The 13,663-nt window shown below is 68.4% G+C and carries 15 protein-coding genes; 3 read left to right on the top strand and 12 right to left on the bottom strand.

Annotated elements, in window-relative coordinates; translation table 11 throughout:
* On the bottom strand, positions 1 to 372 hold a 372-nt coding region (locus tag A9W96_RS29945), incomplete at its 3' end, for a carbonic anhydrase (protein WP_304441751.1).
* A gap of 15 nt (positions 373 to 387) precedes the next feature.
* Between A9W96_RS29945 and A9W96_RS29940 the strand changes: the two genes are divergently transcribed.
* Complete coding sequence (locus tag A9W96_RS29940; protein ID WP_067144764.1) at positions 388 to 1,287, top strand: A/G-specific adenine glycosylase; 900 nt, start codon at positions 388 to 390, stop codon at positions 1,285 to 1,287.
* Here A9W96_RS29940 and A9W96_RS29935 read toward each other — a convergent pair.
* Positions 1,270 to 2,025 (bottom strand): alpha/beta fold hydrolase, encoded by a 756-nt coding sequence (locus A9W96_RS29935; RefSeq protein ID WP_067144762.1) that lies wholly within the window; start codon positions 2,023 to 2,025, stop codon positions 1,270 to 1,272. The genes A9W96_RS29940 and A9W96_RS29935 overlap by 18 nt on opposite strands.
* A gap of 63 nt (positions 2,026 to 2,088) precedes the next feature.
* Here A9W96_RS29935 and mhuD point away from each other — a divergent pair, with 63 nt between their 5' ends.
* Positions 2,089 to 2,409, top strand: a complete 321-nt coding sequence (mhuD, locus tag A9W96_RS29930; protein WP_007772332.1) for a mycobilin-forming heme oxygenase MhuD — start codon at positions 2,089 to 2,091, stop codon at positions 2,407 to 2,409.
* On the top strand, positions 2,384 to 3,748 hold the full coding sequence (locus A9W96_RS29925; RefSeq protein ID WP_067144760.1) for a serine hydrolase: 1,365 nt from the start codon (positions 2,384 to 2,386) through the stop codon (positions 3,746 to 3,748). Before mhuD ends, A9W96_RS29925 begins: the two co-directional genes overlap by 26 nt.
* A 3-nt stretch (positions 3,749 to 3,751) precedes the next feature.
* Here A9W96_RS29925 and A9W96_RS29920 read toward each other — a convergent pair whose 3' ends face one another.
* The 10 genes from A9W96_RS29920 to A9W96_RS29875 form a co-directional block, all read right to left on the bottom strand.
* Complete coding sequence (locus tag A9W96_RS29920) at positions 3,752 to 4,300, bottom strand: histidine phosphatase family protein (RefSeq protein WP_066868408.1); 549 nt, start codon at positions 4,298 to 4,300, stop codon at positions 3,752 to 3,754.
* Complete coding sequence (locus tag A9W96_RS29915) at positions 4,297 to 5,082, bottom strand: CbtA family protein (protein ID WP_067144758.1); 786 nt, start codon at positions 5,080 to 5,082, stop codon at positions 4,297 to 4,299. Before A9W96_RS29915 ends, A9W96_RS29920 begins: the two co-directional genes overlap by 4 nt.
* 9 nt (positions 5,083 to 5,091) lie before the next feature.
* Positions 5,092 to 5,307: a CbtB domain-containing protein gene (locus tag A9W96_RS29910; RefSeq protein WP_066868405.1), complete on the bottom strand. Its 216-nt coding sequence runs from the start codon at positions 5,305 to 5,307 to the stop codon at positions 5,092 to 5,094.
* Positions 5,308 to 5,496: 189 nt separating this feature from the next.
* The gene (gene clpC1, locus A9W96_RS29905) at positions 5,497 to 8,043 is read right to left on the bottom strand and encodes an ATP-dependent protease ATP-binding subunit ClpC (RefSeq protein ID WP_066868404.1); all 2,547 of its coding nucleotides are present in this window, start codon (positions 8,041 to 8,043) and stop codon (positions 5,497 to 5,499) included.
* 348 nt (positions 8,044 to 8,391) lie between these two features.
* Positions 8,392 to 8,730 (bottom strand): histone-like nucleoid-structuring protein Lsr2, encoded by a 339-nt coding sequence (lsr2, locus tag A9W96_RS29900; RefSeq protein ID WP_066868403.1) that lies wholly within the window; start codon positions 8,728 to 8,730, stop codon positions 8,392 to 8,394.
* A gap of 128 nt (positions 8,731 to 8,858) precedes the next feature.
* Entirely contained in the window at positions 8,859 to 10,355 is a 1,497-nt protein-coding gene (gene lysS, locus A9W96_RS29895; protein ID WP_067144756.1) for a lysine--tRNA ligase, read from the bottom strand.
* Positions 10,356 to 10,398: 43 nt separating this feature from the next.
* Positions 10,399 to 11,214: a type III pantothenate kinase gene (locus A9W96_RS29890; protein WP_066868401.1), complete on the bottom strand. Its 816-nt coding sequence runs from the start codon at positions 11,212 to 11,214 to the stop codon at positions 10,399 to 10,401.
* A gap of 2 nt (positions 11,215 to 11,216) precedes the next feature.
* Complete coding sequence (gene panD, locus A9W96_RS29885) at positions 11,217 to 11,636, bottom strand: aspartate 1-decarboxylase (RefSeq protein WP_066868400.1); 420 nt, start codon at positions 11,634 to 11,636, stop codon at positions 11,217 to 11,219.
* A complete protein-coding gene (gene panC / locus A9W96_RS29880) occupies positions 11,636 to 12,568 on the bottom strand; it encodes a pantoate--beta-alanine ligase (RefSeq protein ID WP_067144754.1) in 933 nt (310 codons plus the stop codon). The genes panD and panC overlap by 1 nt, the downstream gene beginning before the upstream one ends.
* Complete coding sequence (locus A9W96_RS29875) at positions 12,565 to 13,476, bottom strand: Rossmann-like and DUF2520 domain-containing protein (protein ID WP_066879453.1); 912 nt, start codon at positions 13,474 to 13,476, stop codon at positions 12,565 to 12,567. The genes panC and A9W96_RS29875 overlap by 4 nt, the downstream gene beginning before the upstream one ends.
* Between the last annotated feature and the right edge of the window lie 187 nt (positions 13,477 to 13,663).

Genomic DNA, 13,663 nt, shown 5'->3' with positions numbered 1-13,663 from the left:
GCCGGGCACCGCGCCGTCATCGATCGCCCCCACGGCCGCCTTGACCGCGCCGCAGCCGGAATGGCCGACGACGACGACGAGCGGAACGTCGAGCACCGCGACGGCGTACTCGATGGAGCCCAATACCGCCGTGTCGATCGCCTGCCCGGCGGTGCGAACCACGAAGATGTCGCCCAGTCCCTGGTCGAAGAGCAGCTCGGCGGCCACCCGGCTGTCCGCACAGGCGAACACGGCCGCGATCGGCTGCTGGCCGGAGGCCAGACTCGCGCGACGCTCGACGCTTTGGTTCGGATGCTCGGGGCGGCCGGCGACGAATCGCTCGTTACCCTCTTTGAGTGTTTTCCATGCTGTTGCCGGAGTGGTGTTGGGCATGGCACACATTGTGCTGTGCCGCGGTTGCCCGTGACTAGCCGACCTCCAATCCCGGCGAATGAACTTCTGGGGTGGTACGACATCGCGCGCCGCGATCTGCCGTGGCGCGAGCCGGGGGTGAGCGCCTGGCAGATTCTGGTCAGCGAATTCATGCTGCAGCAGACGCCGGTGGCGCGGGTGTTGCCGATCTGGACGGACTGGGTGCAACGCTGGCCCACCGCGTCGGCCACGGCCGCGGGCAGCGCGGCCGACGTGCTGCGCGCGTGGGGCAAGCTGGGTTACCCGCGGCGGGCCAAGCGGTTACACGAGTGCGCGATCGTGATCGCCCGCGACTACGGCGACGAGGTTCCCGAGGACGTCGAGACCTTGCTGACGCTGCCCGGTGTCGGCAGTTACACCGCCCGGGCGATCGCCTGCTTCGCCTACCAGCAGCCGGTTCCGGTGGTGGACACCAACGTTCGCCGGGTGGTGGCGCGGGTGGTGCACGGCCTGGCCGACGCGGGCGCGCCGTCCGCGACGCGCGACCACGCCGACGTGTCGGCGCTGCTGCCCGCCGACGCCACGGCACCGAGGTTCTCCGTGGCGCTGATGGAGCTGGGCGCGACGGTGTGTACGGCGCGCGCGCCGCGTTGCGGCCTGTGCCCGCTGGGCAGCTGCGGGTGGCGAAGCGCCGGTTATCCGCCCGCGCAGGGGCCGGCCCGTCGCGTCCAGACCTACGCCGGAACCGACCGCCAGGTCCGCGGTCGGTTGATGGATGTGTTGCGCGCCAACGATTCTCCGGTGACCCGAGCCGAGTTGGATGTGGCGTGGCTGACCGACACCGCGCAGCGCGACCGGGCGCTGTATTCGCTGCTGGCCGACGGGCTGGTGACGCAGACGCGCGACGGGCGCTTCGCCCTAGCCGGCGAGGAATGACTCGACGGCCTGGCGGTACAGCTGCGGCGCTTCGTCGTGGATCAGGTGACCGGCCTGCGGGGCCTTCAAATATGTTGCACCGCTTGATATTTCCGCCATCTCTTGCATCTGGCCCGGCGGGGTGACGGAGTTGTCGGCCTCGATGAGCAGCGCGGGGGCGCGCACCGCGCGCCACTGTGCCCAGTAGTCGCGGGTGCCCCATTCCGCGGCGATCTCGATCCAGCGCGCGGTGTGACCATGCAGCCGCCAACCGGTTTCGGTGCGATCGAAGGCCTCCAGGAAATACTGGCCCGCGACGGGGCCGAATTCGGCGAAAACCCGCTCGGCGGAATCGAATTCGACCGGGAGGGCATGCAGCCACGGTTCCCAGGGGCCGGTGGTACGGCCACGGAAGTCCGGCGCCATGTCCTCGATCACCAGGGCGGACACCAGTTCCGGGTGTTCGGCGGCCAAACACCACGAGTGCAGGGCGCCCATCGAATGCCCGACCATCCGCACCGGGCCGGCCAGCGTGCTCACCGCGTCGGCCAGATCGGCCACGAACCGTTCGGTGCTGATCGGGTGCGGATCGTCGACGTCGCGGCCCCGGTGCCACAACGCGTCGTAGGTGTAGACGGTGCCCAGCCCGGTCAGCCACGGCAGCTGGCGCGGCCAGGTGGTTCCCCGTCCCATCAGGCCGTGCACCAGCACCAGCGGGTCGCCCTCTCCCCCGTGGCAAGTCAACAGATCGCTGGGCATAGCACCATCTTGCGTGCACCGCCCAGGGCCCCGGCACCGGGATGGGCGGGGTAGCCTAGCGGCATGTCGCCAGTGGTGAAGATCAACGCAATCGAAGTACCCGCCGACGCCGGCCCGGAGCTGGAGAAGCGGTTCGCCCACCGGGCGCACGCCGTCGACAACCAGCCCGGCTTCCTCGGCTTTCAGCTGCTCCGCCCGATCAAGGGCGAGAACCGCTACTTCGTGGTGACCCAGTGGGAGTCCGAAGAGGCATTCCAGGCCTGGGCGCAGGGGCCCGCCATCGAAGCGCACTCCGGGGAGCGGGCGAAGCCGGTGGCCACCGGGGCCTCGCTGCTGGAATTCGAGGTTGTGATGGACGTTGCCGGCAACAAGCAGGCTGGCTAGCGGCTTATCGGCGCGGCGCCGCGCATTGACGGCGAGCGCGGCCGCCGCACTGGTAGTGACACTGGCGCCCGGTTGCGCCCCCAATCCGTCCCCGCAGGCCAACGCGGCCAATCCGGGGCGGCAGATCGACACCCGGACCCCACCCGGCGTCCGGGCCCAGCAGACGCTGGACATGCTCAACTCCGACTGGCCCATCGGCCCGGTCGGGGTCGGCACCCTCGCCGCACCCGACAAGGTCGAGTCGGTGGAGACCACCATGGAGGCGCTGTGGTGGGACCGTCCGTTCACCCTCGACGGCGTCGACCTGGGCGCGAGCGTGGCGACCCTGCACCTGACGTCGTCCTACGGTGCCCGGCAAGACATCCGGATCCACACCGACGACGGCGGTTATGTGGATCATTTCGACCTCGACACCCAGGCACCGACCATCAACTCGTGGCACGACATCGACGCGGTGCTGAGCAAGACCGGTGCGCGCTACTCCTATCAGGTCGCCAAGGTCGACGACGGGCGCTGCGAGCCGGTGGCGGGCACCAACACGCACCAATCTTTGCCGCTGGCATCCATTTTCAAGCTCTACGTGTTGCACGCGCTGGCGGGCGCGATCAAGGACGGCACGGTGTCCTGGGACGACCAGTTGACCGTGACCGAAAAGAGCCGGGCCGTGGGCTCGTCGGGATTGGCATTGCCTGCCGGAGCGCATGTTTCGGTGCGCACCGCCGCCGAGAAGATGATCGCCACCAGTGACAACATGGCCACCGACTTGCTGATCGGGCGGCTGGGCACGCACGCGATCGAGCAAGCGCTCGCCACGGCCGGCCATCACGACCCGGCCAGCATGACCCCGTTCCCCACCATGTACGAGCTGTTCTCCGTCGGCTGGGGCAGGCCCGACCTGCGCAGCCAGTGGGAGCACGGGTCGCCACAGGTCCGCGGTCAGCTGCTCGAGCAGGCGAATTCGACGCCGTATGACCCTGACCCGATGCGCGCGCACTCGCCGGCGTCCTCCTACGGCGCCGAGTGGTACGGCAACGCCGAGGACATCTGCCGGGTTCACGCGGCGCTGCAGGCCGACGCGGTCGGCAAGGCCGCACCGGTGCGCGAGATCCTGTCCGCGGTCGCGGGTATCCAGCTCGACCACAACGTCTGGCCGTACATCGGCGCGAAAGCCGGTGGCCTGCCGGGTGATTTGACGTTCAGCTGGTATGCCGTCGACAAGAGGCAGCAGCCGTGGGTGGTGAGCTTCCAGCTGAACTGGCCGCGCGATCACGGGCCCACCGTGACCAGCTGGATGCTCAAGATCGCCAAACAGGCCTTCGCGTTGATCGCCCCGCGCTGACTCTCACAACCGCAGCGTCCAACGGCCGTCCCGGAAATGCATGACGATGCGCCCGGCCGGCGCCACGTCGATGCGCCAAAACGACGCCGGGTCGGCGTCCAACGCCGCCACGACCGCCGCGCGGATCACCGCCGGATGGGTCACCGCTACCGTCCGTAATGGGTTGGGGATCAACGACTCCAACCAGTGCGACATCCGCGAGATCAGGTCGGCGATCGATTCACCGCCGTGCGGCGCGGCGCCCGGCCGGCTCAGCCACACCTCGAGTTCGGTGGGCGGCACGGCCGCAAGCGCCGCTCCACGCCAGCGTCCGCAGTCGAGATCGGCCAACCGTGGCTCGGTTTCGGCGTGCAGCCCAAGCAGTTTCGCGGTCTGCCCGGTGCGCCGCTCGGGCGCGACCAGCTGCCGCGGCGCGGCGGCGACGAGGCCGCCCACCGCTTCGACCTCGCGGCGGCCGATCGCGTTCAGCGGCTCGTCGGCGGGAAAACGCTTGTCGGCCATGGCATCGGTCATGCCATGCGACACCAGGGTCAGCCGGAGCACGTCGGTCACGCCGCGATGCTCGGCTCCTGCTTCGTCCGCGCGCCGAGCAGGCGCCCGCTGATCGCCGCGAAGACCAGCCCGATTGCCGCCCACAACACCAGCTGGGTGGCCAGCGACAGCAGCCGGAACTCGTAGAGCACGTCGGCGGGAAATCCCGGATAGACGATGGTCCCCGCGGCGTCGCGCAGCGGCTCGGGAGTCTCGTCCACGCTCGGCAGCGCCACCGCCGCCACGACGACGGCCACCAGATACGCCGCAGCCGCCAGCAGGCCGGCGTTCCACCCGCCGAACCGCGCGGCGAGGCGCCGCGCCAGCCATACGGCGCCGATCGCCAGCGCCACCGAAACCGCCACCATCACCAGGTACCAGCCGGTGCGCGCCCCGATGGTGTCGGCCTGTCCGACCGCCGGCGGATTCGGCGGATACTTCACGAACGGCACCAGGTACACCGCCCCGAACGCGCCGGCCGCCAGCAGCAGCGAAAGCGCTTGCGGCCGAGCGGTTTCCGTGCGCGCATAGACCACGCTGAACAGCACGGCGAACAGCGCGCCCATGGCGAGGCCGAAGATCAGCACACCGAAGCCGAGCCCGGGGCCCGACTGCACACCGCGGGTGAACAACTCGGCGCCGTGCTCGTGCACGCCGTGCGCATTCTCGGCGTCGGTGCGGCCGTCTTCAAAAGCGATTGCGCGGCCGATGACGGGCTCGGCGCACAGGCGGGCGAAGACGAACGCAAGCACCGCGCCGACGGCACCCGCCAACAGACCGCCCGCGATCAGGCGTTTCTCCACGAGATCGGGTCAGTGGCAGGGGAAGCCGAGCAGGTGCCGCGCATCGTGCACGAACTCGTGCACGTGCGAGTCGCTGCCGAACAACGACACCGCCCCCTGGTCGACGCCGACGAAGTACAGCGCCAGCAGCGCGAGGAAGACGGTCGCCGCCAGCCAGAGCGCGGTGCTCGCCGCCGAAAGATCGATCGATCGGGTGCGGCTGCCGGTGAGCTGCGGGTGGGACACAATCGGCTCCTTCTGGGGATAACGCGTCCCCGCTGGGTGTGACGAGTCTCGGGTCTGACTGTGGACAGTGGCGCGACCGTTCTGGACTTTCACCAGATTCCGTGACACGTCGATGACAACGGTCAGTGTAGGGCGCAGCGAAAACGGGCGGTAGTCCGCTAGGAGTTACCGCCCGTTTTCTGTTGACTGCTACTGCGCGTCCGGCCCCGGGTCCGCGGCGCTGTGCGCCCCCGCCTTGGCCAGGTCCGGCTCGGCCGGCGGCTTGCGGGTGCCGGTGAAGGTGAACTTTGCGTCCTCGCCGGCGCTTTCGCCGTCCCAGTCGTCGACGTCGACCGTGACGACCTGGCCCGGACCGACCTCCTCGAAGAGGATCTTCTCCGACAGCTGGTCCTCGATCTCGCGCTGGATGGTGCGCCGCAGCGGGCGGGCACCCAGCACCGGGTCGAAGCCACGCTTGGCCAGCAACGCCTTGGCCTTGTCCGTCAGCTCGAGGGCCATGTCCTTGCTCTTGAGCTGGGTCGCGACGCGGTTGATCATCAGGTCGACCATCTTGATGATCTCGTCCTTGGTCAGCTGGTGGAAGACGATGATGTCGTCGATGCGGTTGAGGAACTCCGGGCGGAAGTGCTTCTTCAGCTCGTCGTTGACCTTCTGCTTCATCCGCTCGTAGTTGTTCTCACCGCCACCCTGGGTGAAGCCCAGGCCCACCGGCTTGGAGATGTCGCCGGTGCCGAGGTTCGAGGTGAAGATCAGCACGGTGTTCTTGAAGTCGACCGTGCGGCCCTGACCGTCGGTGAGCCGGCCGTCCTCGAGGACCTGCAACAGGCTGTTGTAGATCTCCTGGTGGGCCTTCTCGATCTCGTCGAACAGCACCACCGAGAACGGCTTGCGCCGCACCTTCTCGGTGAGCTGGCCGCCCTCCTCGTAGCCGACGTATCCCGGCGGGGCGCCGAACAACCGCGACGCGGTGAACCGGTCGTGGAACTCACCCATGTCGATCTGGATGAGCGCGTCGTCGTCGCCGAACAGGAAGTTGGCCAGCGCCTTGGACAGCTCGGTCTTACCGACACCGGACGGGCCGGCGAAGATGAACGAACCCGACGGGCGCTTGGGGTCTTTCAGCCCGGCCCGGGTGCGGCGGATCGCCTTGGAGACGGCCTTGACGGCGTCCTCCTGGCCGATGATCCGCTTGTGCAGCTCATCCTCCATGCGCAGCAGGCGGGTGGTCTCGGCCTCGGTGAGCTTGAACACCGGGATGCCGGTCCAGTTGCCCAGCACCTCGGCGATCTGCTCGTCGTCGACCTCGGCGACCACGTCGAGATCGCCCGAGCGCCACTGCTTTTCGCGCTCGGCGCGCTGGCCCACCAGTTGCTTCTCGCGGTCGCGCAGGCTCGCGGCCTTCTCGAAGTCCTGGGCGTCGATCGCCGATTCCTTCTCCCGGCGCGCCTCGGCGATCTTCTCGTCGAACTCGCGCAGGTCTGGCGGCGCGGTCATCCGGCGGATCCGCATCCGCGCCCCGGCCTCGTCGATCAGGTCGATCGCCTTGTCGGGCAGGAACCGGTCGTTGATGTACCGGTCGGCCAGGGTGGCCGCGGCCACCATCGCGCCGTCGGTGATCGACACCCGGTGATGCGCCTCGTAACGGTCGCGCAGACCCTTGAGGATCTCGATGGTGTGCTCGACGGTCGGCTCACCCACCTGCACGGGCTGGAAGCGGCGCTCCAGGGCGGCGTCCTTCTCGATGTACTTGCGGTACTCGTCGAGCGTGGTGGCGCCGATGGTCTGCAGCTCGCCGCGGGCCAGCTTGGGCTTGAGGATGCTCGCGGCGTCGATCGCGCCCTCGGCGGCGCCGGCACCCACCAGGGTGTGCAGCTCGTCGATGAACAGGATGATGTCGCCGCGGGTGTTGATCTCCTTGAGCACCTTCTTCAGGCGCTCCTCGAAGTCACCGCGGTAGCGGCTGCCGGCCACCAGCGAACCCAGGTCGAGGGTGTAGAGCTGCTTGTCCTTCAGGGTCTCCGGGACCTGGCCGTGCACGATCGCCTGCGCCAGGCCCTCGACGACGGCGGTCTTACCGACGCCCGGCTCGCCGATCAGCACCGGGTTGTTCTTGGTGCGCCGGCTCAGCACCTGCATCACCCGCTCGATTTCCTTCTCGCGGCCGATGACCGGGTCGAGCTTGCCCTCCATCGCGGCGGCGGTCAGGTTGCGGCCGAACTGGTCGAGCACCAACGACGTGGACGGGCTGCCGGATTCGCCGCCGCGGCCACCGGTGCCGGCCTCCGCGGCTTCCTTGCCCTGGTAGCCGCTCAGCAGCTGGATCACCTGCTGGCGCACCCGGGTCAGTTCGGCGCCGAGCTTCACCAGCACCTGCGCGGCCACGCCCTCGCCCTCGCGGATCAGCCCCAGCAAAATGTGCTCGGTGCCGATGTAGTTGTGGCCAAGCTGCAGCGCCTCCCGCAGGCTCAGCTCCAGAACCTTCTTGGCGCGCGGGGTGAACGGGATGTGCCCGGACGGGGCCTGCTGGCCCTGGCCGATGATCTCCTCGACCTGGCTGCGGACGCCCTCGAGCGAGATGCCCAGCGACTCCAGCGACTTCGCCGCGACGCCTTCACCTTCGTGGATCAAACCCAGCAGGATGTGCTCGGTGCCGATGTAGTTGTGGTTGAGCATCCGGGCTTCTTCTTGCGCCAAGACGACGACCCGCCGTGCTCGGTCGGTGAATCTTTCAAACATCGGGTTACCTGCTCTCCCTCAACATCGGTACAAACTAGTTAGCGGCCGTTCGAGCAATCCTGCCGGTCTCCTGTGGCCGGAATCGCGTACCTGCCTCCACTGTAATGGTCGGCTTGCCGGCGGGCCTAACCTTGCCGGCGCCTTCTTCGCTGCGGAGCCGCCCGGTCTTCCGGCGCCCTTTCCAGGGCCGATCTCACCTGCGACTGCCTGCGGCGTTGCGCGCCGTAACTGAAGAAACGTCGCGCACTTCCAATTCGTTTCCCAAGCCGCCCGACTATTGTTTCGCGCCCAGCGAAATGACAAACCGGCGCCCAGGCTCGAAGGCCCGGGCGCCGGTCGGTACGGCTGCTACGTCGCCGCGTGGAATGCGTCGATCACGTCGGCCGGGATGCGCCCGCGCGTCGACACGTTGTGCCCGTTGCGGCGAGCCCAGTCGCGGATGGCCGCGCTCTGCTCGCGGTCGATCGCGCCGCGCCCGCGGCCCGAGCCGGAACGCCCGCGCCGGCGGCCGCCGACGCGTCGGCCGGCCTCCACCCATTGCTTGAGATCGCCGCGCAGTTTCGCGGCATTCTTGGACGAAAGATCAATCTCGTAGGTCACCCCGTCAAGCCCGAATTCCACCGTTTCGTCGGCCGCGCCGGCACCGTCGAAATCATCGACCAAGGTGACGGTCACTTTTTTTGCCATTGGCTTACCCTCGCATTTCGTCCTGTGCGGATACTGAGCAGATTGGATCGGACCTCCCCGGTCACCAATCTGCCATAACAGCGAAGCATACTCAATCTGTACGGAAGCCGCACAGTTGAAACTTTGACCTACGACTGCGGCCGAACAATCGGGAACAAAACTGTCTCTCGAATTGACAGACCGGTCAATGTCATCAACAACCTGTCGATACCCATTCCCGTTCCCGTGCATGGGGGCATCGCGTACTCGAGTGCGGCGAGGAAATCCTCGTCGAGCACCATGGCTTCGTCGTCGCCCGCGGCGGCAGCACGCGCTTGCGCGGCGAACCTCTCGCGCTGCACGACCGGATCGTTCAGCTCGGAGTACCCGGTGGCCAACTCGACGCCACGCACATATAGGTCCCACTTCTCGGTGACGCCCGCGATGCTGCGGTGCTGGCGCGTCAAAGGCGTTGTCTCGACCGGGAAATCCCGCACAAACGTCGGGGCGACGAGGTCGTTGCCCACCGTGTGCTCCCAGAGTTCCTCGACGATTTTTCCGTGCCCGTAACCCCGGTCGCGGGGGATCTCGACGCCGAGCCGGTCGGCGATGCCGAGCAGTTCTTCGACGGAGGTCCCCGGCGTGATCTCGTCACCGAGTGCCGCGGACAACGACGGGTACATTTCTATGGAAGCCCATTCTCCGTCTATGTCGTAGACACTGCCGTCGGGCAGCGGGAGTTGTCGGGTTCCGATCGCCTCATCGGCCACCTCTTGAATAAGCTCGCGCGTCACTACTGCCGAATCGTCATAGGTGCCGTACGCCTGGTAGGTCTCCAGCATGGAGAATTCCGGAGAATGCGTTGAATCCGCACCTTCGTTTCTGAACACGCGATTAAGTTCGAAAACTCTGTCGAAACCGCCGACGACGCACCGCTTGAGGAACAGTTCCGGTGCGATCCTCAAGTAGAGATCGATGTCGAGCGCATTGGAATGCGTGATGAAGGGCCGCGCCGCCGCGCCACCGGCCAGCGTCTGCAACATTGGGGTTTCGACTTCGAGAAACCCGCGCCGGTCCAGCGCGTTGCGGATCGCGCGGATGACGGCGATCCGCTGCCGGGCCACCGTGCGGGTCTGCGGGCGCACGATCAGGTCGACGTAGCGCTGCCGGACCCGCGCCTCTTCGCTCATGTCCTTGTGCGCGACGGGCAGCGGACGCAACGACTTGGACGCCATCTGCCAGGAGTCGGCCAGCACGGACAATTCGCCGCGCCGTGAGCTGATCACGTTGCCGTGCACGTAGACGATGTCGCCCAGGTCGACGTCGGCCTTCCACGCGTCCAGGGATTGCCGGCCGACCTTGTCGAGGCTGATCATCACCTGCAGGCTGGTTCCGTCGCCCTCCTGCAGTGTGGCGAAGCAGAGTTTGCCGGAGTTGCGGGCAAAGATCACCCGGCCGGCGACGCCGACGACGTCGTCGGTCGCGGTGTCCACCGGCAGGTCGGGGTGGGCGGCGCGGACTTGCGCCAGCGTGTGGGTGCGTTCGACGGCGACCGGGTAGGGGTCGTGGCCTTCGGCGAGCAGCCGAGCGCGCTTATCCCGGCGGATGCGGTACTGCTCGGGAATGTCTAGGTCGTCGGCACTCACGACGTGCCAGCTTAAAGGACCGGGCTTTGAGGGCGCGGTGCCGTCAGCGTGCGGTCTTGAGCCGGCCGCGCTGGGCGTCGCGGTTGCGTTCGAAGATCAGCCGCAGGCCGTCCAGCGTCAGGTGCTTCTCGTAGTGGCTGACCGTCTGCAGTTCGGGCAGCAGCAGCGGCGCGGTGTGGCCCGTGGCGACGATCGCGACGTCGTCGCCGGCAAAGCCCTCCACATCCTCGCGAATCCGCCCGACCAGACCGTCCACCAGCCCGGCGAACCCGAACACCGCACCGGCCTGCATGCACTCGACGGTGTTCTTGCCGACCACCGAACGGGGCCGGGTCAGCTCCACCCGGCGCAGCGCCGCCGAGCGGGCCGCGGCGGCGTCGGAGGACACCTGCAATCCGGGCGCGATCGCCCCACCGAGGAATTCGCCCTTGGCCGACACGACGTCCACACAGATCGAGGATCCGAAGTCGATGACGATGGCCGGGCTGTTGAAGCGATGAAAGGCGGCCAGGCAGTTGACGATTCGGTCGGCGCCGACTTCCTTGGGGTTGTCGACCAGCAGCGGGATGCCGGTACGCACCCCGGGTTCGATCAACACGTGGGGCACCGACGGCCAGTACTGGTCGAGCATCAGCCGCACCTCGTGCAGCACCGAGGGGACGGTCGACAGCGCCGCGGCTCCGGTGAGCCGTTCGGAGTCGTCGCCGATGAGTCCGTCGATCGTCAGCGCCAGTTCGTCGGCGGTGATCTCGGCTTCGGTGCGAATCCGCCACTGCTGCACGACCTTTGCGTGCTCTTTGGATCCCGAGATCAGCCCGACTACGGTGTGGGTGTTACGGACGTCGATCGCCAGCAGCACGGCTACCGCGCAACGATCCGGGGATCCAGCAGCTCGGCCGCGTCAGCGGGCACGAACGCCGGATCGTGGCCGAGGTCGATCGGCTTGTTGTCGGCGTCGACGAAGACGATCCGCGGCTGGTACACCCGCGCCTCGGCCTCTTCCATGGTGCCGTAAGCGATCAGAATAACCAGGTCGCCCGGGTGCACGAGATGCGCTGCGGCACCGTTGATTCCAATCACCCCGCTGCCGCGTTCGCCCGTGATCGCATAGGTGACCAGCCGGGCGCCGTTGTCGATGTCGACGATGGTCACCTGTTCGCCCTCGAGCAGGTCCGCGGCGTCCATCAGATCGGCGTCGATGGTCACCGAGCCGACGTAGTGCAGGTCGGCCTGCGTGACCGTGGCCCGGTGGATCTTCGACTTGAGCATCGTCCGTAGCATCAATTCCTCCAAGGTGATTGGGCGTAGTGTCCGTCCGGCCCAGCGGTGCCGGCGGGTGTTTCGATCTGCAGTTCGATGTTGTCCAACAGCCTGGTGGTGCCCAGCCGGGCCGCGACCAGCAGCCGGGCCGAGCCGTGGGCGGGCGTCGGGCCCAGGCCGGCGTCGCGCAGCTCCAGGTAGTCCACGGTGAGGTCGGGCACGGCGTCGAGCACCGCGCGGGCCGCGGCCAGTGCGGCCGCACCGCCGTGGTGCGCGGCGTGCGCACCGGCGGTCAGCGCCGCCGAAAGCGTCACGGCCAGTTCGCGTTGGGTGGGGTTTAGGTAGCGGTTGCGCGACGACATCGCCAGGCCGTCGGACTCCCGGACCGTCGGCACCCCCACGACCTGCGTGTCGATGTTGAGGTCGGCGACCATCTGGCGGATCATCACCAGCTGCTGATAGTCCTTCTCGCCGAAGAAGATCCGGTCCGGGCGCACGATCTGCAGCAGCTTGCACACCACGGTCAGCACGCCCGCGAAATGGGTGGGCCGCGCCCCGCCCTCGAGCTCGGCGGCCAGCGGTCCGGGCTGCACGGTGGTGCGTAGCCCATCGGCATACATCGCGGCGGCCGTTGGGGCGAAGACGATTTCGATGCCCTCGGCACGCAGTAGGGCGACGTCGTCATCCAGGGTCCGCGGGTAGGCGTCGAGGTCCTCGCCGGCGCCGAACTGCAGCGGGTTGACGAAGATCGATACGACCACCACCGCACCGGGCACCCGTTTGGCCGCGCGCACCAACGCCAGGTGCCCGTCGTGCAGCGCGCCCATGGTGGGCACCAGCATGACCCGGCGCCCGGTGTGGCGCAGGGCCCGGCTGACCTCGGTGACATCGCGCGGGGCGGAATAGACGTTGAGTTCACCCGCCGTGAAGGCGGGCGGCCTGCCGGGGCTCATGGCGAGAGCACCTCCACGACGTCGCGGGGGGCATGCGCGCGCTGGGCGGTCCGCAGGGCGTTCACCCGGTAGGCCTGCGCCAGTTCCGGGGAGACCTCGGTCAGCGCGGCCAGATGCCCGGCGACCGCGGCCGCGTCGCCACGGGCGACCGGGCCGGTCAGCGCGGCCTGCCCGCGCTGCAGGGTGTTGTCCAGCGCGGCCCGGGCCAGCGGCCCGATGATGCGTTCGGCGATGCCGCCCGGCTGGTCGTCGACCGTCTGTTGGCCGAGCAGTTCACTGCCGCGCAGGGCGGCGCGCAGCGCGTCGAGCGCGTCGGCGACCACGGTCACGATGTGGTTGCCGGCATGGGCCAGCGCGGCGTGGTACAGAACGCGCGCATCCTCGGCCACGCAGAACGGTTCCCCGCCCATCTCCAGGACCAGCGATTGCCCGATCGCGTAGCCGACCTCGTCGGCCGCGGTGACGCCGAAGCAGGAATCCGCCAGCCGGCTGATGTCCTCGTCGGAGCCGGTGAAGGTCATCGCCGGGTGGATCGCCAGCGGGATGCAGCCGTCCCGGGCCAGCGGCTCGAGAATGCCGATCCCGTTGGCGCCGGACGTGTGGACCACGATGGTTCCGGGCCGCACCGCCGACGTCGCCGCCAGCCCGGACACCAGCCCGGCGAGCTCGCTGTCGGGCACCGCGAGCAGCAACAGCTCGGCACCGGCGGCCACCTCCGGCGGCGCCGCCACCGGGGTGTCGGGCAGCCGGCGCTCGGCGCGCTGCCGGGACGCACGCGAGATGGCGCTACACGCCACCACGACGTGGTCCGCGCGCTCCAGCGCGACACCGAGGGCGGTGCCGACCCGGCCGGCCGAGATGATTCCCACCTTGAGCCGAGCCGGGCGCAGACCGTCGAACTGCACCATCGCAGACGACCTCACAGAATCTTGTTTCGTTCCGGTCCCACCTGGTGGGTACCGTTCGGTCAGTACGACTGTAGTCGATTACCAGGCGTTACCCAATGTGAGGAAGCTCCCAGCTCAGCCCTCGCGGCGGCGGCGCCGGCCTCCTTCGGAGGGCTGCACCTGCAGGCGGGCCAGCAGGTCGGCGACC

Origin of the sequence: Mycobacterium sp. 1245852.3, assembly GCF_001669335.1 — a bacterium.
In the GTDB taxonomy this organism is placed as follows: domain Bacteria; phylum Actinomycetota; class Actinomycetes; order Mycobacteriales; family Mycobacteriaceae; genus Mycobacterium; species Mycobacterium europaeum_A.
Note: the sequence above shows the minus strand (reverse complement) of the source record. Positions and strands in the feature narration are given on the sequence as shown.

What these genes read in the sequence shown, in the direction of transcription:
- panD (WP_066868400.1), bottom strand. Translation starts at nt 11,636, where the DNA reads ATGCTACGGACGATGCTCAAGTCGAAGATCCACCGGGCCACGGTCACG.
- A9W96_RS29875 (WP_066879453.1), bottom strand. Translation starts at nt 13,476, where the DNA reads ATGGTGCAGTTCGACGGTCTGCGCCCGGCTCGGCTCAAGGTGGGAATC.
- lsr2 (WP_066868403.1), bottom strand. Translation starts at nt 8,730, where the DNA reads ATGGCAAAAAAAGTGACCGTCACCTTGGTCGATGATTTCGACGGTGCC.
- panC (WP_067144754.1), bottom strand. Translation starts at nt 12,568, where the DNA reads ATGAGCCCCGGCAGGCCGCCCGCCTTCACGGCGGGTGAACTCAACGTC.
- clpC1 (WP_066868404.1), bottom strand. Translation starts at nt 8,043, where the DNA reads ATGTTTGAAAGATTCACCGACCGAGCACGGCGGGTCGTCGTCTTGGCG.
- mhuD (WP_007772332.1), top strand. Translation starts at nt 2,089, where the DNA reads ATGTCGCCAGTGGTGAAGATCAACGCAATCGAAGTACCCGCCGACGCC.
- A9W96_RS29935 (WP_067144762.1), bottom strand. Translation starts at nt 2,025, where the DNA reads ATGCCCAGCGATCTGTTGACTTGCCACGGGGGAGAGGGCGACCCGCTG.